Annotated in this window: 13 protein-coding genes; 9 read left to right on the top strand and 4 right to left on the bottom strand. The window is 59.2% G+C overall.

The features are described from left to right. Positions 1 to 43: 43 nt before the first annotated feature. Both ACILSE_RS13860 and glgA read left to right on the top strand, forming a co-directional pair. On the top strand, positions 44 to 1,096 hold the full coding sequence (locus ACILSE_RS13860; protein WP_395717999.1) for a hypothetical protein: 1,053 nt from the start codon (positions 44 to 46) through the stop codon (positions 1,094 to 1,096). A 36-nt stretch (positions 1,097 to 1,132) separates the two neighbouring features. Further along, complete coding sequence (gene glgA / locus ACILSE_RS13855; RefSeq protein WP_395717998.1) at positions 1,133 to 2,335, top strand: glycogen synthase; 1,203 nt, start codon at positions 1,133 to 1,135, stop codon at positions 2,333 to 2,335. A gap of 4 nt (positions 2,336 to 2,339) precedes the next feature. On the opposite strand, the gene ACILSE_RS13850 is transcribed toward glgA, so the two are convergent. Both ACILSE_RS13850 and ACILSE_RS13845 read right to left on the bottom strand, forming a co-directional pair. Then, complete coding sequence (locus tag ACILSE_RS13850) at positions 2,340 to 3,788, bottom strand: Gfo/Idh/MocA family protein (protein ID WP_395717997.1); 1,449 nt, start codon at positions 3,786 to 3,788, stop codon at positions 2,340 to 2,342. 117 nt (positions 3,789 to 3,905) lie between these two features. Continuing rightward, positions 3,906 to 5,336, bottom strand: coding sequence for a sulfatase (locus tag ACILSE_RS13845; protein WP_395717996.1), 1,431 nt, complete (start codon positions 5,334 to 5,336; stop codon positions 3,906 to 3,908). 261 nt (positions 5,337 to 5,597) lie between these two features. Between ACILSE_RS13845 and ACILSE_RS13840 the strand changes: the two genes are divergently transcribed. Together ACILSE_RS13840 and ACILSE_RS13835 are read left to right on the top strand one after the other, a co-directional pair. Continuing rightward, a complete protein-coding gene (locus tag ACILSE_RS13840) occupies positions 5,598 to 6,287 on the top strand; it encodes a hypothetical protein (RefSeq protein ID WP_395717995.1) in 690 nt (229 codons plus the stop codon). 67 nt (positions 6,288 to 6,354) lie between these two features. Beyond that, the gene (locus ACILSE_RS13835; RefSeq protein WP_395717994.1) at positions 6,355 to 7,035 is read left to right on the top strand and encodes a response regulator transcription factor; all 681 of its coding nucleotides are present in this window, start codon (positions 6,355 to 6,357) and stop codon (positions 7,033 to 7,035) included. On the opposite strand, the gene ACILSE_RS13830 is transcribed toward ACILSE_RS13835, so the two are convergent. Beyond that, positions 7,032 to 11,591, bottom strand: a complete 4,560-nt coding sequence (locus ACILSE_RS13830; RefSeq protein ID WP_395717993.1) for a PAS domain-containing protein — start codon at positions 11,589 to 11,591, stop codon at positions 7,032 to 7,034. The two genes, ACILSE_RS13835 and ACILSE_RS13830, sit on opposite strands and share 4 nt — an antisense overlap. Further along, the gene (locus ACILSE_RS13825) at positions 11,588 to 12,136 is read right to left on the bottom strand and encodes a heme NO-binding domain-containing protein (RefSeq protein WP_395717992.1); all 549 of its coding nucleotides are present in this window, start codon (positions 12,134 to 12,136) and stop codon (positions 11,588 to 11,590) included. Before ACILSE_RS13825 ends, ACILSE_RS13830 begins: the two co-directional genes overlap by 4 nt. Before the next feature lie 1,154 nt (positions 12,137 to 13,290). Here ACILSE_RS13825 and ACILSE_RS13820 point away from each other — a divergent pair. The 5 genes from ACILSE_RS13820 (at position 13,291) to ACILSE_RS13800 (ending at position 17,807) form a co-directional block, all read left to right on the top strand. Then, positions 13,291 to 13,488, top strand: coding sequence for a hypothetical protein (locus tag ACILSE_RS13820; protein ID WP_395717991.1), 198 nt, complete (start codon positions 13,291 to 13,293; stop codon positions 13,486 to 13,488). Positions 13,489 to 13,782: 294 nt separating this feature from the next. Then, complete coding sequence (locus ACILSE_RS13815) at positions 13,783 to 15,780, top strand: cytochrome-c peroxidase (RefSeq protein WP_395717990.1); 1,998 nt, start codon at positions 13,783 to 13,785, stop codon at positions 15,778 to 15,780. Continuing rightward, positions 15,777 to 16,028 carry a hypothetical protein gene (locus ACILSE_RS13810; RefSeq protein ID WP_395717989.1) on the top strand — a complete coding sequence of 84 codons (252 nt, stop codon included), beginning with the start codon at positions 15,777 to 15,779 and terminating at the stop codon, positions 16,026 to 16,028. Before ACILSE_RS13815 ends, ACILSE_RS13810 begins: the two co-directional genes overlap by 4 nt. 25 nt (positions 16,029 to 16,053) lie before the next feature. Continuing rightward, a complete protein-coding gene (locus ACILSE_RS13805) occupies positions 16,054 to 16,386 on the top strand; it encodes a hypothetical protein (RefSeq protein ID WP_395717988.1) in 333 nt (110 codons plus the stop codon). After that, entirely contained in the window at positions 16,383 to 17,807 is a 1,425-nt protein-coding gene (locus ACILSE_RS13800; protein ID WP_395717987.1) for a hypothetical protein, read from the top strand. Before ACILSE_RS13805 ends, ACILSE_RS13800 begins: the two co-directional genes overlap by 4 nt. The last annotated feature ends 91 nt before the right edge of the window (positions 17,808 to 17,898 follow it).

Here is a 17,898-nt window from a genome sequence, read left to right as displayed (position 1 = left end):
TCTGGCAACTTTCATCACGTCACATCATCGTTCCAAACTCCACATGCCCGATTTATTTTCCCCCTACGACCCGAAGGACCAGGAAGAGGTCATGGAAAAGCCCGGGCCGGCGCACAATGCGGACAAGACGGCCGCCGCCCCAGCCAAGGATGACCTGCCGTTGCATCGTGACACCACCGTGCAGGCTCCGAACGTGAGACGTTCACAACTCACCCGCAGGCATGTGTTCATTTCGCTCGCCGCCTCCATCATCGCCGGCCTGGTTGCCCTGTATGCCGCAAAGAATTATGTGGATCAGAAGATCAGCCTCATGGCTTCAAATTCCGTGCCTGCGTCTGCTCCTGCCAGCATTGAGGGCGGGGCCGAAAAGGCCGCCGCCGAGCAGATCGCCGCGCTTCAGAAGCAGGTCGATGTCATGCGGCGCGAGCAGCTTCTTTTGCAGCAAAACACACGTGAGTCGTTGCAGGGCATCTCCGAGGCCTTGAAAAATCCCAAGCTCGTCCCCCAGGCTGCCCCGGCCACGGCCGAGCAGCCCGGCGTTCCCCGCATCGCCGACATGAAGCCGGACATCTCCCCCACGCAGGAGGAGTTCATCCTGCTCAAGGAGCGCAATCGTCTGGCGCAATACGCGGACGAGGCCATCGCCACCGGGATGCGCAAGCCGCTGGAGGTCCTCATCGAGTACATGCGCGATCCCGACGCCAGGCACCTGCACGAGGCGGCGAAGGCCGAATACATGCGCGCCGTGCGCTCCGTCCAGTTCATCCAGCGCGAGGATCCCGGCTACCGCCTGCCCGTGGCCGAGCTTTTCAAGAACCAAAACATCCGCGACGAGGCCGACGTGAAACCTGAAGCCCTGCTCAAGCTCCTCGCCGATCAGCAGCAGCCCTGGGAGGTGCGTCTGCGCGTCTGCTTCCTCCTGCTCGGCAGCGAGCTGCCGGAGACGAACGCCAAACTCATCCAGGCCATCAAGGAGGATCCGTCGCTCGACGTCGCGAAGCATGCCCAGCTTGCCCTCGAGCAGCGCATCAAGCGCCGCTTCCGCATCTTTGACATCCCCGCCATCGAAGCCTGGGCCGAGTCACAGAAAAAGTAACATCACAGCGAACGGAGCACCGCGAACCGCCAAAGCATGAAAACCCTTTTCCTCACCAACGAATACCCGCCTCACATCTACGGCGGCGCCGGCGTCCACGTCGAATACCTCTCCCGCGAGCTGGCGAAGCTCATGCAGGTCGATGTCCGTTGCTTCGGCGACCAGGACAGCCAGGACGGCAGCCTTCAGGTCAAAGGCTTCGGCCTCGACACCTCGAAATGGGACTGCCCGCTTAATTTGAAGTCCGTCTTCGGTGCCTTGCAGCGCTGCCTCGACTTCAACACCCACGGCATCGACGCCAACATCGTCCATCTGCACACCTGGTATGCGCACTTCGGCGGCATCCTCGCCAAGCTCAACTATGGCGTGCCCATGGTGCTCACCGTCCACTCGCTCGAGCCGCTGCGCCCCTGGAAGCGCGAGCAGCTCGGCCACGGCTATGACTTCACCGTCTGGCTCGAAAGCACCGCGCTCAAAATGGCCGACGCCGTCATCGCCGTCTCCGAGGAGACGAAAACCGACCTCCTGCGCCTCTTCGACCTCGATCCGCACAAGATCCACGTCATCCACAACGGCATCGACCTCGATGAATACCACCGCGTCGAGGCCCCCGACGTGCTGCGCAAGCACGGTGTCGATCCCGACAAGCCCTACGCTCTCTTCGTCGGCCGCATCACGCGTCAGAAGGGCATCATCCACCTCGTGCGCGCCATCCAGCACTTCGATCCCGGCTTCCAGGTCGTCCTATGCGCCGGAGCGCCTGACACCATCGAGATTAAGGAGGAGATGGAGGCCGCCGTCGCCGCCGCCAGCGCGAAACGACCCGGCATCGTCTGGATTCAGTCCATGCTGCCCGTGCCGGAGAAGATCGCCATGTACTCGCACGCGGACGTCTTCGTCTGCCCGTCCATCTACGAGCCCTTCGGCATCATCAACCTCGAGGCCATGGCCTGCGAGACCGCCGTCGTCGCCAGCGCCGTCGGCGGCATCAAGGAAGTCGTCGTTGAAGGCGAGACCGGCTATCTCATCCCGCTGGAGCAGCAGACCGAAAGCCCCTTCGAGGCCGTGCATCCCGAAAAATTCGCCCGCGACCTCGCCGCCGCCGTGAACAAGCTCATGGCCGATCCCGCTTTGCGTGACCGCATGGCCAAAGCAGGCCGCCAACGCGCCGTGGACCACTTCAGTTGGAAATCCATCGCCCGCAAGACGCTCGCGCTCTACAAGACGCTCGCGGGGTGAGTGCTCACCCCAGCTTCCACCCTGCACGCGGCTCGCGCTTCAGGAAGCGGTTCGCGGCCTCGTTGTTGGTGATTCGCATGGCTTTGGCATCCCAGACGATCTTCCCGCCGGCGCGATGGGCGACGTTGCCGAGGTGATTCGCCTCGGTGAGCGGGCCGGCGTAGCTGAAGGGGCTGCCGGTGGGCGTGCCGTTCTTGATGGCGGCCAGAAACTCGGCGTGGTGGCCGGGGGAGTCGGCGATGAAGGGTTTCGGACGCTGGAAGTCTTTGAAGTCAGCCTCCGGCAGCAGGACGTGCTTGCCGTAGTCGGAGAGCAGCATGCCTTTGTCGCCGACGAAGAGCACGCCGCTGCTCCACTTGCTGATGAGGGGATCGTTTTTCCACACGTCCGGTTTGGAAGCGCCCTGATGCCAGTGGACCTTGCACGCGGGCATGTCGCCGCGCGGGCCGTAGTCATACACAGCATGCATCGAGGCCGGGGCGATCTCGGGATGCGGCTCGGGGCCGAAGGCCTCGACGCTGAGCGGCGCGTCGAGCTTCAGCGCCCAGAAGGGCAGGTCGTTCCAATGACTGCCGAGGTCGGACATGGTGCCGTTGCCGAAATCCCACCAGCGATACCATTTCGGGCCGGGGAAATAGACGCTGCTGTAAGGCCGCATGGGCGCGGGGCCGATCCACAGGTCCCAATCGAGATACGGCGGCGGTGTTTCGGCCACGGTGGGCCGTTCGGTGACATAAACGATGTCGCCGTTTTTCTCCGCGTCCTCCTTGCTCTGCAAACCCCAGGCACGCGACACGCACACATGCGCCTCGGTCACTTTTCCAATCGCGCCGCTTTGGATTAGCTCGACGACACGGCGGTAATTCGGCATGCCGTGAATCTGCGTGCCCATCTGCGTGACGACACCGGCCTCGGCGGCGGCCTGGGTGATCAATCGCGCCTCGGCGACGTTGTGCGTGAGCGGTTTCTCGCAATAGACCGGCTTCTTCATCAGCAACGCGGGCAGCGTGGCGTACGCATGGGTGTGCTCGGTCGTGCTGATGACCACGGCGTCGATCTCGCCGGCGCTCAGCTCGTCGTAGAGCTTGCGGAAGTCGCGGAACTTCCGCGCCTTCGGGAAGGTCGCGCCCGCGCGGTCGAGGTTCTCGCCGTTCACATCGCACAGCGCAATGACATTCTCCCGCGGTTCAAGCGGCGGAGGCGGTTGCGCGCCCGCGTCGGTCTTCGGGGCGTCTTTCTTCGCGTTGTTCCCGCGTGGCGGCGTGTAGAGCGCCATGCCGGTCAGATCCTTGATGTTCCCCGCGCCGCGTCCACCGACACCGATGAAGACGAGGTTCAGCTTGTCGTTCGGTGAACGAGAACTGACGATGGCAGGAAAGCCAAACGCGGCGGCGGCAGTGGCGCTGCGGGTGAGAAACTGACGGCGGGAGGAAACGGGCTGGTTGGCGCTCATGATGCCATTACAACGCGTCTCGAAGGCAGAGTTTCATGTTTCAGGTTCAAAGTTCCAAGTTTCAGAATGGGCGTGCATCGCGGCCGAACTTGAAACCTGAAACTTTAAACTTGGAACTCAGCGTTCCTTTTTCTTCCCACCGCCTTTTCGCGGTCCGTTGAGCGGCTTGTCGGGATCGTATTTGGGATTCCGCTCGGGAATCTGCGCGCCGGTGTCCTTCAGCCAGGTGTTGAGCTTGTCGCGGAGCTGCATGGCGCGGACGGAGTCATGCGGGGCGCGGTTGTCCACCTCGCCGGCGTCGAGCTTGAGGTTGTAGAGCTCGACGTGGTTGTCCTCGTGGAACTGGATGAGCTTCCAGTCGCCTTCGCGGATCGCGCTGTAAGGCGTGGCGCTGCCGGGATGGTAGTGCGGGTAGTGCCAGTAGATCGCCTCACGCTTGAGCGTGCCAGTTTCGGTGAGCAACGGCATGAGCGATTCGCCATCGACCATCTGTTTGTCCTTGAGCGGTGTCTGCGTGGCTTCGAGCAGCGTGGGAACGTGGTCGTAGGTAATGACCGGCACGTCGCAGGTGCTGCCGGGCTTCACCTTGGCCGGCCAGGAGATGATGAGAGGGATGTGGACGCCGCCTTCGTAAGCGCTGCCTTTGCCCCAGCGCGCCGGGCTGTTGTCCGTGGGGCCGCGTGACCAACCGTTCGCATTCACGGTCCCGCTGAGGCCGCCGTTGTCGCTGGTGAAGATGAAGATCGTGTTCTGGTCGAGGCCCAGCTCCTTCAACTTCGCGCGCAGCGCGCCAACGCTGTCATCCACGCTTTCGACGAGCGCCGCATACACCGGATTGCTGTGGCCACCGGCGGCCTTTTTGGCCTGATACTTCGCGATGACCTCCTTCTTGCCCATGATCGGCGTGTGAACGGCGTAATGCGGCAGATAGATGAAGAAGGGCTTCGACTTGTTCTTCTCGATGAATTGCGCGGCTTCATTCGTCAGGCGGTCGGTGAGGAACTCATCCTGCGGCCCGTCCGGCAGCGTGGCGATCTTGTAGGGCGAAAAATAGCTCGGGGGTGAGCCGCCGTGCGTGCCGCCAATGTTCACATCGAAGCCATGCTTTGCCGGATAGAACTCCTCGTTGCCCAGGTGCCACTTCCCGATGCTCGCGGTCGCGTAACCGCGTGTCTTGAGGCGTTCGGCGATGGTTTCCTCCTCCAGCGGCAGTTGCATCGTCCAATTGGGGACGACGAGCCGGCCGTTGTCCGGTACATGACCGGCGATCCAGTCCGTGATGTGCAGCCGGGCAGGGGCTTTGCCCGTCATCATGGCCGCACGCGTCGGCGAGCAGACCGTGCAGGCCGAATACGCCTGCGTGAAGCGCATGCCGTCCTTCGCAAGCTGGTCGATGTGCGGCGTCTCGTAGTATTTCGAGCCGTAGCAGCCGAGGTCGGTCCAGCCCATGTCGTCGATGAGCATGACGATGATGTTGGGCGGCGTGTCGGCGGCCTGAGTGGTGACATGCCATACCAAACAGGCGGCAAGAAAAATGAAGCGGAACATGGTGGTAATTCATGCACTCCGCTCAGGCTCCAATCAATCGCGTTTTGCACAAGCGCGGCATGAGAAAAGACGGCAGCCCAACAGCAACCAGCTTATGAAAAACACCAGACCAAACTGACCAGTTTTGGTTATAAACATCCGGAGAAGGGCTATCGTTCTAGCTGTAGCCCCAGGACGTCTGAAAATAAGGGGATGTTCAATCGGGGTTAACCCAAAACTTGAATCGAAACGGGCTGGGCAGGCATGGTAAAGCTATCATTGATGCAACACCCCACATTTTATGCAGAAGGCAGTCCCAACCAATGTATAACGCACGGTCAGACTGCTGGTTTCAACGCGACTTCGTTAATGCATCCTCCATCGACATCAATGGCGGAAAATTCCAAACGATGGCTTGCCGCACCTGTTTTGGAGATGGCCTGCATGTCGTTTGGAGGTAGCGATGCCTGGGTGGTTAGGAATTCTGGCGAGTGCGTGGAATTGCTTATGAGTGCCAAGGGAAGGGCTCCTGGAGAATGGGAGCTTGGCCTGATGAAAAGCAGCCATGAACGCGGCTTGGGTGACAGGCAGTTCATGATTTACAGCAACTGCGGGAGAAACCTCCTCTGTGCTGATCTGATGCCTGTGGCAGAGAGTGATGGATCTTTATTCACTTTCGCCATCCTATTTGAAGGATTCATCAAAATCACGGAACGTTCCTCGGGTATGCTGGATGCGTTCCGGTGCAGCATTCAGGTGATGATGAGTTGTCAGATGGAGAAACGATCACTGGATCGACATCTCCAAAAGGAAGATGTGAATGCCGTGTGTGCAGGTTGTCGCCGTTTGAAAACTCGAACTCATGGCTGGCTGCACTGGGATGACCACTTTTTCATCACGCAGGGAAGGGCGCCCTCCCACATCATTTGTGAGTCTTGTGCGGCGAAGATAGACGGCCCAAGCCTCAATTAAATGTCATCCTGGCAATTTCTGAAGACATGCAGCGAAATCATGCCTTAATTGTGCCTAAGTAGAAGAAATGTCTGTCATTGAACCAAACCTCAAGAAGCTTGGCCTTGTCGAAGATGACAAGGTGATGAAATTATATTTGGAGAAACTCCTGCGGGCACAGCCAGGCGTAGGCGTCGTTAAGTCTTGGGAGAGTGCCGAGGCCTTTTGGGAAAGCCCTGAAAGAGACGAATTGGAAATCCTTCTCGTGGATCTGGAACTGCCAGGCCAGGGGGGTATTGAGCTGATCCGGAAAGTTCGAAGGCTGCATCCTGGCATGACAGCCATCGTACTCACTTCATCAAATGATCCCCGTGATGTTTTTTCTGCCATCCGTGGAGGTGCGTCGGGCTATTTGATCAAGCAGGCAGGTCCTGATGAGTTGCTGCGAAGTCTCGAGGCTGTGGTGAGGGACGGGCTTACCCTCAGTCCGGTCATTGCACGTCTTGTGGTGGATGAGTTTTTCAAAAACGACGATGTTCTGTCAGCAACTGCCAGCCGGGCCAAATCCTTCGAAAAACTGACCAGACGTGAGCAGGAGGTTCTCAATGCCCTGGCAAAATTTGGTACAGCAAAAGAGACGGCGAATGCTCTTGCCCTCAGCCATGAGACGGTTCGAGTTCATATGAAAAAAATCTACCAAAAACTCCATGTGAAGTCGAAGGCTGAGGCTGTGGCCGTTCTGGCGCGTAGCCGTAACGGATCGGATTAGCTTGCCGCTAGAATGTGTCGGAGTGTTATGGATGCCAGATGGAGCTGGCCTTTAATGCTGTCTTCAAGGCGGCGTGAAACTTTCTGACGGCTCTTCACGGCGGATTCCAAGGCCCTGCAGCCATCCACCAGGGCATCCATGCCAAAGACAGAACTCGCGCCACGCAGCGTGTGGGCTTCCTTTCTTGCGGATTCAAGGTCATCTTTCTTCAAGGCCTTGGTGATGCGCTGCATACGGGCTGATGATTCTTCCAGCCAGATTTGGGCAAGCTGCACTGCTTCTTCGCGTCCGATCTGGCGCACCAACTGGTCGAAGTGGCCGGCGGCTTTCGTGGCTGGCAATGAATTCGCTTTCGAGTCTGAGTGAGAATTGCGTGAGATGCCCGCCAGCATGTCGGCCAGGGTATCGGAGTCGAACGGTTTCGAAAGATGCTCGTCCATGCCGGAGTCGATGCAGCGCTGGCGTTCCTCCGGCAATGCGCTCGCAGTCATGGCGATGATTTCGCAGCGTGTCCCGCTGGTGCCTTGTCGTCGCTCCAATTGACGAATTTTTCGTGTGGCAGCATGCCCGTCCATGACCGGCATCTGGCAGTCCATGAGTATGGCGTCGAACTGGTGGCGCTGAAACGCTGCGACGGCATCCTTGCCATTCACAGCCACGGTGGATTCGCAGCCGAGGGTTTCAAGCAGCAGGCAGGCGAGCCTTGCATTCACACGGTTGTCTTCCGCCACAAGCACACGAAGTCCGAGTTGGGGGCGATTTGGGGCAGTTGCCTGGTGTTTTTTACTCTTGGAAACAGAGCAGACCGCTTGTCGCAAGGCCTTGCGGTGGGCGGGCAGCGTTATGACCTGCGCATCTTGCACCGGCGGTGGTCCGTTGTCATCGCTGGCGTTGAGGAGTATCAGGCGCACAGGTCTTCTGGCTACTCGTTTGCCTGACATTGACTTCATCCAAGCTGCGCTGACGATGAGCATATCATCTTCGCCGGAGAGTTGTGACAGTGTCTGGGCAAGACGGGCGCGTTTGATCTCATGCAATTCAACCTTCAGTCCGGAGAGCGAACTGCGGATGCATTCACGCAGGCGTGGGGATTCATGGCCAATCCAAACATGCTGTTGCTTCGCCGTCGGCCGGGGCCTGGCTGCGCGATGACGTGCTTTCGTCACAAGCGGTACACGGAACCAGAACTGTGATCCCTTGCCCGGCTTGCTGGAGAGGCCCATCTCGCCACCCATCGCAACCACGAGTCTTTTACAGATCGCGAGGCCTAGTCCCGTGCCTCCGAAGCGGCGTGAAAGAGAGCTGTCCAGCTGGCTGAAGGGTTTGAACAAGCGATCAGTCGCCGACAGTGAGATTCCGATGCCTGTGTCCACAACACGGAACTCAATTCCGTCTTCGAGGTTCATGGCTCGGACAGTGATGTGGCCCTTATCGGTGAACTTGACAGCGTTGCCAACGAGGTTGAGCAGAACCTGCCGCAGGCGACCTGCGTCACCCAAGATGACGTCAGGCAGAGCGGGATCGATGATCGTCACGAGTTCGATCCCTTTTGAAAACGCCTCCTGATAAAGAAGGTCGGCCACTCCCTCCACTAAGTCTTCGATGACCACATCCTGCTCCCGCAGTTCCAACTGGCCGGCCTCGATCTTGGCAAAGTCGAGGATGTCATCAATGATGGAGACGAGGGCGGCGCCGCTTTGCAGCACCATGTCCACCATCTCCTTCTGGCGGTTGTCCAGATGGGTGGATCGCAGCATGCCTGCCATGCCCAGCACCCCATTCATCGGCGTGCGGATTTCATGGCTCATCATGGCGAGGAAGTCACTCTTGGCGCGGCTGGCGGCCTCCGCGCGGTCGCGTGCCTGACGCAGTTCCTCCTCGATCTGGCGGCGGCGCTCCGCCTCACGCCGGGCGGTGATCATGCTGCTGCAGGCTGCCAGATACGGGTCGAGCTCGTTGACCAGGTCTTGAGAGTATCCATCCGAACGGTTGGCTAAGCCCACCAGGCCCACCATTTCCAGGCCGTTGAAAACCGGCAGGCCGAGGAAGCTTTCCAGCGGCGGATGCCCCGGCGGCAGGCCGCCCGCACGCGGGTCCTTGGAGGCTTCATTGGCGATCACCACCTCCCGACTGACCATCGCCGCGCCGAAAAGCGTCTTCAGATTCCGAAACTCCAGCCCGGCAGGTCCCAGGGTCTGCATGAGATTGCGTGAGGCATCATCCCACGAGATGTCGCTGATGGCATAGGATCGCAGGTAGGGATTTCCAGCATCATCGTGGAGCACTTCACCAACGAAGCCAAAACGGCTTCCCGTGTGGCTGACGGCGATCTCCAGCATCTCGGCAAATACCGGCGCCAGATCCGAGGAGCCGATGAAGTGCTCCTGGGCCTTGCGGATGCGGTTCAGCAGATCCGCACGGCGGTTGGCCGCCTGCTCGGCCTGCTTGCGGATGTGGATGTCCATCTGCGTGCCGATCACTCGCAGCGGCTTGCCGTCCTTCGAGTGGTTTACGATGCGCCCCACATCCTGCACCCATTTCCAACTGCCATCTTTACAGCGCAGGCGGTGCTCGCAGATGTAGTCCGGCGTCTCACCCGCGAGGCAGCGGTTCATCGCGTTCATCACCATCGGCAGGTCGTCCGGATGCACACGGTGCGCCCAGCCGTCCACGTGCTGCGGCCACTCGCCCGCCTCATAGCCCAGCATCTGCTGAAGGCGATCCGTGTAGAGCACAAAGCCGGTCTGCACGTTCCAGTCCCACACGCCCAGCCCGTTGTTATGAATGGCGAACTGCCAGCGCTCCTCGGTCTGCTGGAGGGTGAGCTGCGCATCGGCGAGCTCCGTGATGTCCAAAGCGACTCCGATGAGCCTAACGGGCGCACCGTGCTCGTCACGCTGGCATTCCCCATGGGAGCGCAGATGCCGCACCTCGCCATCGGGCCTGCGGATGCGGTAGGTGAACTGCACCGGCTCCGCATGGGTGATCGCGGCATCGAGGGCGGCCGTCGTCGCCTCCAGGTCCTCTGGCAGGATTGCCTGCCGGCAGAAATGCATGTCCACCGTCACGCTGTGCGGCTCGTAGCCATAGATGCGGTATTTTTCGTCGGACCATTCAATTCGGCCCGTCGCGATCTCCATGCTCCAGTTTCCCAGGCGGGCGATGCGCTGGCCGTCGCTGAGCGCCCGCTCGCTGCGGCGCAGCGCTTCCCCGGCTTCCAGCCGGCCCAGCAGCATGCCGATCTGGCCGCCGATGTTTTGCAGGCTCTCCAGCAGGTCCGGGTCCGGACTGTCGAGATCAAAGCTGAAGAACTCCACCACGCCGCGCAACTCACCGTCCACGTGCACCGGAAAGGCCAGCGCGGCATTCAGACCGCATTCTGCGGCGGCATTTGCACGCGGAAAGTTCGAATCCGTCCGCAGGTTCGTGATCCAGTGGCTGCCCCCGTCCCCCCATACGCGACCCGGAAGGCCCTCGCCTTTGGAAAAATGAATTGATCTGCCATGCTGCGCGAAGGACTCCACATTCACGCCTGGCTGCTGCCAGGTTTCCCGCAGCACCAGCCGCTGTTTTTCCCGCTCCACTTCCCAGTAGCCGCCGTGCGCCCAACCCAGCTCGCCAGCGAGGCCTTTGAGCAGCGCAGGAATCACCTGCGAAAGTTCCGGCGAGTGCGCCAGCACCGCCGCGGCGGAGGCCTCCAAACGACGGCGCAACTCCTGGCGCTTCTTGTCCGAAACGTCGGACTCCAACGCCATGAAATGGGTGAGCTTGCCACCGGCATCACGGATGGGCAGCACCTCAATCTGCAGCCAGTAAGGCGCGCCATCCTTGCGGTAGTTTAGGATCTCGGTGTGAAAGCCTTTTTCTTGCCGCAATTGGCGGCCGATTTCTGCCACCACCTGCATGTCCGTGCGCGGACCTTGCAGGAATGAGCCCGGCTTCCGGCCTTTGACCTCTTCAAGCGTCCATCCTGTCTGCCGCACAAAGCCCGCGTTCGTCCATTCGATCTCCCCGGCGGCGTTGCACAGGATGACGGCATTGTCCGTCCGCTCCGCCAGCAGGGCCAGCCTGCGTGCCTCCGCCTCTTTTTCCACGAGGAGCTGCCGCTGGGCCTTCAGACGCGCATTGAGCGTTTGGAGCTCCTCGTTGGCCACCCGGTGTGCCTGCACCACATGCAGCATGTCCTGGACTGAATCATGCGCGGCAAAGTCACTCAGCGTCAGCCCCAGCCGGTCGAGGTCATCCGGCGCGGACACCCACGGCGTCCCCAGAAACAAGCCGGCACCACCTGCCTCCATCATCACCTGGCCGCGCAGCATCATGCCGGAACGCACTTCGCGAACGAGCAGCAAATTGCCCTGATGCTGGGCCAGCCACGCAGGCTCAAAAGTCCCGCTGGGCCTGCGCAGTTCAAACAGACCCGTCACCATCATGCCGGGCTCGATCCAGGTACAGGCACGCGTCAGAGAGCGACCGGTAAAAGTGAGCTCCTGCGAGTCATTCCACCGAAAAGCAAACGGGAAGACTTCCTTCAGGTACTCCCACTCCAGGTTCATGCGGCTGGCTCCTCCCATTTCACAAGAAACACGTCATGCTGAGCGCCCGCATCGCGGCTCTGCTCATGATTCACCGTCACCGGCGTTCGAAACATCTCTCCCAGCCCCTCCAGCTGACCCGTCACAAAGGGAGCCAGCCCCCGCCTGTGGCTATGATAGTGCAGGCGCAGGCTGTCGGCCGTCACATCGGTGCATTCAAACTCCGGTGGCCGCAGATGCGGGAACATCAGCACGATGCGCGTGTGAAAATTCGGCAGGTTGATCAAAAACTCCGGAAGCGTGCGTCCACCCGCTTTCATCAGATGACCATAGCCCTCCATCGCCGTGTGCAGGATCCACCAGCGTCCAAAAGTCCTCAACACCTCCGCCGCCGGGACATTCAGCACCTCGGACGCCGCGCCCACAAGGCGGTAAGTCAATTCATCGGGGTAGGGTTCATTCGAGATGAAAATGTCCTCCTCCAAGCGGGCAAGTCCACGAATCCGCTGCCACACCTCCTCACCGTGCTGGCGGATGATGAGTTCTTGGACTGCTTTGTTGACCATTCCATACATGATTTGACGCGGGTAAAATTGAAAAACTCCTGTTGAGGGTTAACCCATACAGCGCCTTCTGGCGAACGACGTGACTTTGAATGTGTTAACCCATTTTAGTCAGGTGCAAAAGAAACTATCCGAGCAGTCTAACCTCCGGCCATGTTTCCGGTGTATTCGCGCTCTTTAGACTTTCATGGCACTTGGCTCATGTTTCGGGGAGCATTCCTTAGTTCAAAGCAATTTCCTCGACAACATCTTCACTGTGATTCCCTTCGCGGTCGGAGGATGAATGCATGACGTTAACTGAGAGCTTTGAAGCCGCAGGGGTCGGCCGTCGAGGCCGTAATTGATGCCAAACCAACATGGCGAAGGGATAACACGCCCCCTGTGCTACAAGGTCGTGAAGCGGGAATTCACTTTCGGAGCTGTCACTCATTTATTTTTCATAAATAAGTGCGCTTAATAGACTTCAACCAATCACGAAATGGGTTAGCCCAAAATCACATACCGCCTTGCTTGGAAACGTCTGGTGGAGGTGCTCGTGTCTTTCCTGCAGCCTCGTCAGCACCGCTGCTTTCGATTGATTCGGTTTACCTGAACTCGCTCCTCGAGAGGAGGCTGAAGCAACAAGTGATGATCTGGTTTGGCGAGACTGTTTTCTCAAGTGGCATTTGCATTCAGTACCAAACTGGGGTGTGGCATTCTTGCACTCGACTGCACGGAGGTGGGAGCCTTCATTCCTGCGACAGCTTCCTCGCTTGGCTGCGGGGATTGAGGGATGAATGACATTGGGTTTTCAAGGTGAGAAGTGCGGATTCCCTTAGCGGGGGAGGGCTAAAGACGGCGTCGTAGAAGCCCATGCCCGGCCTGGGCGGCCAACCAGCAAAAGCGTGCGAAAGTGCGCCTCCTCATGGCCTTGGATAAAACGAGCGAAGCAGAACAGGATAGCATCCTCGATTCGGAAGCGCTTGAAGCCGGGCGGTGCTTCAGTGCCGAAGAAAACATCAGCTTGTCACAGTGAGTAAACTGTGAAGCCAAGAATACGACGTGGGGTGAAATCGGGGCGTGGGTTCGGACGAAGAGACTCGCATTAGCGATGTAAAGCTGAAGTCAGGCGCAAGGGCGGCATGATCTAGAGAACGCAAATCTGGCGCAGCCAAGTGATGAATCTTGCCATCACTGCGAAGGGGGTGACTGCCGTGGGGGTGGAGGTCAAAAGCATGTGGTGCAAAATCATCGGTGCCGAGTTTTGCGGTGGGCAGAGTCTGGAACGTCATCTCAAAGTCGAATGGCACCCGACTCCGGTGCGCAAAACGACCTGCTTGATTCGCGGCGTTCGAGATAAAACAGCATGGCTGTAGGAGAAAATAAGAACATCACTGTGAGGCGTCGGATGGTTGAGGGCGACATGAGGAATTGGGCCAGCCGAAACAAAAGACTCTAGCTAGGCGGTGAGGATGGACTGGCTTCTCCAAAGGATATCAAAAATACAGAAAACCAACCAAACTGTAATCTGGATCAATTTGAGTTAACTAGAATGAAGAAGTCCAAATATAGGGAAGCGAAATACAATAAGTTTAAAATGAGGTAACCCTTATAAAGCCATGCCAGCTATAATTTCTATTTTATGGTTACTCATTCAAAGATTCAATTCTATGTCACCCAAGCACAGCACGCCGTTCTGGAGGAGCTCAATGAAGAGCTTCTTGTGGGCTGCCTTGGTTTTCACAGGTTCCTGGTCTCAGTGCCAAGAAATTGTTGATGGCGCCGAGGAGGTGCCCGCTTTGAAGAGTTTGAAGTTAGTGCCCGTTCAGAGGCCCTCAAACTTACAGGAGTTCATCACCGACGAACAGGCGGCGCTGGTGCTCGGCAAGGCGCTCTTCTGGGACATGCAGACCGGGAGCGATGGCGTGACGACATGTGCCACCTGCCATTACCACGCCGGCTCCGACACCCGGCATGTCAACAGCGTTTCTCCGGCGCAATTGCATGCAGGCCGCACAGACGGCTCCATGATTCTCAGACGCGGGGTGAACGCCAAGTTGAACCTGCGTGACTTTCCTTTTCACAGGCTGGCAGATGCGAATAACCGCCATTCCAGTGTCCTTTCCGACAGCGACAACATCGTCGGTTCCCAGGGGGTGCTGCTGGAGGCATTCAGGCATGTGCAACCACGTGGTGGTGATGAAGCACGGGTACTGATCCCCGACGCGGTTTTTTCCAAATCAGGCACGAACACACGCCGTGTGACACCGCGAAACAGCCCGTCCGTGATTAACGCGGTGTTCAACCTGCGGAATTTCTGGGACGGCAGAGCACAGGACGTTTTTAACGGCGTCAATGTGTTCGGCCAGCGCGATGCGGGGGCGAGGGTGATGCGCGCTGATAAACCTTCTGAGATGTCGCCGACCACAATCAGGCTTGAGCGCTCAAGTCTCGCATCACAGGCGGTGGGGCCGCCGCTGAGTGACCTCGAGATGTCGGCGGACGGACGTACGTTTCCAGACATTGGACGGAAAATTCTGGGGCTTCGTCCGCTCGCCAGGCAGCAGGTACACCGGCAGGACAGCGTGTTCAGCGGCCAGGTTCACTCCACGGGAAGAGGGTTGATGCATTCCAGCTACCTCCAGTTGGTGAGAAGGGCTTTCCATCCCCGCTGGTGGCAAGGCACGCAATGGGTGGAGCGGCATGGGGACGGTACCGTAAGGCTGATCAGCCCGCCGAAAGCTCCCAAAGCCAACCAATACAGCCATGCAAGTTGGAACTTCGCGCTGTTCTTCGGTCTGGCCATTCAGACTTACGAGGCCACTCTGGTCTCAGACGACGCGCCTTTCGACCGGTTCGCGGAGGGGGACCCGCAGGCTCTGACCTCCCAGCAGATAGAGGGCTGGCGGCTCTTCAACTCGAAGGGGCGCTGCGCGGCCTGCCACTCCGGTCCGGAATTTACCAACGCTTCGATCTCCCGCTCATCCACAGAGCGGATTGAGCGGATGATCTTTGCCTCGAGACCTCCTTCGTTGGATGCCTTCGGTTTTGTGAACACGACGGGACGTCATGTCGTGTATGACAACGGCTTCTACAACATCGGTGTCAGGCCCACGCATGAAGATCTCGGGCTGGGCGCAGTCGATCCATTTGGTTATCCGCTCTCCGAAGCCCGGGTGTTCTATCAGCACAAACTGGGGGAGCTGGGACTTCCCATGCCGTCTTTCCCGCCAGACTCGCTGAGGAGTCCCTCCGCGGACGGTTCCTTCAAGACACCCACGCTGCGCAATGTGGAGCTCACCGCGCCTTACTTTCATAATGGCGGCACGTTGACCTTGCGACAGGTGATCGATTTCTACAACCGCGGCGGTGACTTCAAGGATCAAAACATCGCCGATATTCCGCCGGACATTACGGAGCTGGGTCTCACCGCTGCCGAGAAGGATCAGCTCGTGGCCTTCATGCGGGCTCTCACCGACGAACGCGTGCGTCATCATAAAGCCCCCTTTGACCACCCCGAGTTGCTGGTGCCAAACGGTCACTTCACTGACTCGCAGGGCGGGATCGAGAGAGATTCCAACGGCCGGGCCCTGAGCCAATGGATCGTGATTCCAGCTTCAGGACGCCAGGGCTTCGGCGTGCTGCCCAATTTTCTTCACATCCCATGAGACGCTCCATATTCAACCTCAACACACGCAAACCCCATCCATTGTGCGGCCATGCGATCCACATGCTCCGGCAGAAGTCCGTGCTGCTGATGCAGCAGGCCTACGATGCCGAGTGCCGTGGACAAAGCAAAAGAAGCGCCCGCTACACATCCCAGGCAACCGCCCTGAACTTCGCCGCCGCATGTCTGGCCGAAAGTCCCCAGTGCCTCGCAGAAGCTGACACGGCGGCTGCTCCGCTGCCGGCATGACGTCCCTTTCCCCACCCCAACAGCCATGACCATGACCACCATAAACTCCCATAACCCGCACCCATTGTTCGCACCGAGCGCCAGCAAAAGGCCCTTCCGGCTCAAACTGGTGCCACGGCTTCCCCGCCAGCAGCGAAACGGCCTTTCGCAGACTTCGCAGTTCGCACTGGCCGCCGCCGCGCTCCGTCAGAAAACCCAGGACATGATCCTGCATGCCGTCAAAACCGGCGTGATCAATGACGCCGCTCTTTTCGAGCAGATCACCGCTCAAGCCGGGGCTTTTAACAGCGCCGCCGGCTGGCTCGCCTGCCATGGCTATCCCGCAGGCGTCCAGTCTGGCGAACCCATGGTCGCTTGACCCACCTGCGCAAAATCCCCCCCAAAAAAAAACACCAAAACATGAGAACACCAACAAACCGAGCTGGCCTGCGGGCACCATTCAACACGATGCGCGCTATCGCACTTGCCATGCTGTCGTGCTTCGCCTCCATCGTCACCGCACAGACAGCAGTGATGCTTGATGGGCGCATCCTGACGCAGAAGGTTCCCCTCTCGCTTTTTGCCACGGAAGGGCCTATCTGGAATCTCGATCTGGCCAATCAGGGCATCGTTGTCACTGGAAGGACGGTCACCATCCCCGCCACGGTGAATGGGCAACCACTATTGATCGACGGCTCTTCGGTACTTAGTGGAGATGGCCATGGAGTTGGCATTGGTGCCTCCAACTTCAACGCCCTCCTCGACAGCAATGCGATCGGCAGGGATCGTGATCTCAATGTGGTTTCCAGCGGTCTGGGACCTCGTCGTCTTGGTGCGGTGCGTTCCATCTTCGGGACTTCCGAGGCGCGGCGTCCGGCAAGCAGTGCTGGCATTGTGAGGGAGCCACAAGCGCAGACGCTGATTGAGCAGAATTACCTCCGCATCGTGGAGCAGTGTTATCAAGCTCACGCAGCGGCGCTACCTGCGGACTTTCTTGACCGCGCCGGGGTGCTTGGCCGCTCTCATCCGGTCAATGGAGCCACCACTTCCATGACGCCGGGACATGCCTTCCGCGCAGCACTGCGCACGACAGCCCGCTCCTATCCCATGACCACGGGGGGGACTCTGAAATCTGCGGGTCACATTTATGTCGATGCCGAAGGCAAGGAGTACTACGTGCCAGACATCGAGGTCGTGATCGAACTGGCGGAAAACGTCGCCACCGGCGTGATCCGCTCGGTCGCCCGTGGCGATTCCACCCGCCCGGATTCCTTCGTCATCGGGGATATGCTTGTGGTGTTCAACCAGGACCCGCGGTTTGGCGCAGATGTGCTCGGGCTCGCTGATGCGATCATTCCACGTGAGATATTCTTCAGCCAGATCATTCCTGGTCAGAGTTCGTGCGATGTCATTGGTCACATGGTCGGCGAGCACGTCATGTTCGTTCAGGAAGTGCTGACCGAGTTGGTAGATCCCGATGCCGGGATCCAGATCAGCGCCGACCGCTTTGTCATCCGTGTCGGGGCAGGGGAGGCACGGTGGCGTGGCATCATCGACAAGCCGCAAGGGGTTCTCTTGTTTGCGGTGCTCATCGACACCGCTCCAGACGGAGTTCAGACAAGCCGCGAATTCAACATCCCCTTCGTCATTGATCCACTGAACGGCGCAGGAACCTACGACGCACGGCTGCGCGGCATCGACGTGGCAAACACCACTCACATTGAGATGCAAGCACGCGACGCGACCACCAGCGAGGTCGTGGCGAGCCACACCTACGACGTCGTTGAGTTCCGTCAATGAGCGCTCCTGAAGGCCCACATCAAGTCCAAGCCTGAATCACTGTTTTTTTACCAGCCCCCACCCCCCCTAAGTCAAAGCATGAAGCCCAATA

Source organism: Prosthecobacter sp., assembly GCF_044236155.1.
GTDB lineage: Bacteria > Verrucomicrobiota > Verrucomicrobiia > Verrucomicrobiales > Verrucomicrobiaceae > Prosthecobacter.
Note: the sequence above shows the minus strand (reverse complement) of the source record. Positions and strands in the feature narration are given on the sequence as shown.

Coding starts and splice junctions, on each gene's coding strand:
- ACILSE_RS13860 (WP_395717999.1), top strand. CDS start 44: ATGCCCGATTTATTTTCCCCCTACGACCCGAAGGACCAGGAAGAGGTC.
- glgA (WP_395717998.1), top strand. CDS start 1,133: ATGAAAACCCTTTTCCTCACCAACGAATACCCGCCTCACATCTACGGC.
- ACILSE_RS13850 (WP_395717997.1), bottom strand. CDS start 3,788: ATGAGCGCCAACCAGCCCGTTTCCTCCCGCCGTCAGTTTCTCACCCGC.
- ACILSE_RS13845 (WP_395717996.1), bottom strand. CDS start 5,336: ATGTTCCGCTTCATTTTTCTTGCCGCCTGTTTGGTATGGCATGTCACC.
- ACILSE_RS13840 (WP_395717995.1), top strand. CDS start 5,598: ATGCAACACCCCACATTTTATGCAGAAGGCAGTCCCAACCAATGTATA.
- ACILSE_RS13835 (WP_395717994.1), top strand. CDS start 6,355: ATGTCTGTCATTGAACCAAACCTCAAGAAGCTTGGCCTTGTCGAAGAT.
- ACILSE_RS13830 (WP_395717993.1), bottom strand. CDS start 11,591: ATGAACCTGGAGTGGGAGTACCTGAAGGAAGTCTTCCCGTTTGCTTTT.
- ACILSE_RS13825 (WP_395717992.1), bottom strand. CDS start 12,136: ATGGTCAACAAAGCAGTCCAAGAACTCATCATCCGCCAGCACGGTGAG.
- ACILSE_RS13820 (WP_395717991.1), top strand. CDS start 13,291: ATGAATCTTGCCATCACTGCGAAGGGGGTGACTGCCGTGGGGGTGGAG.
- ACILSE_RS13815 (WP_395717990.1), top strand. CDS start 13,783: ATGTCACCCAAGCACAGCACGCCGTTCTGGAGGAGCTCAATGAAGAGC.
- ACILSE_RS13810 (WP_395717989.1), top strand. CDS start 15,777: ATGAGACGCTCCATATTCAACCTCAACACACGCAAACCCCATCCATTG.
- ACILSE_RS13805 (WP_395717988.1), top strand. CDS start 16,054: ATGACCATGACCACCATAAACTCCCATAACCCGCACCCATTGTTCGCA.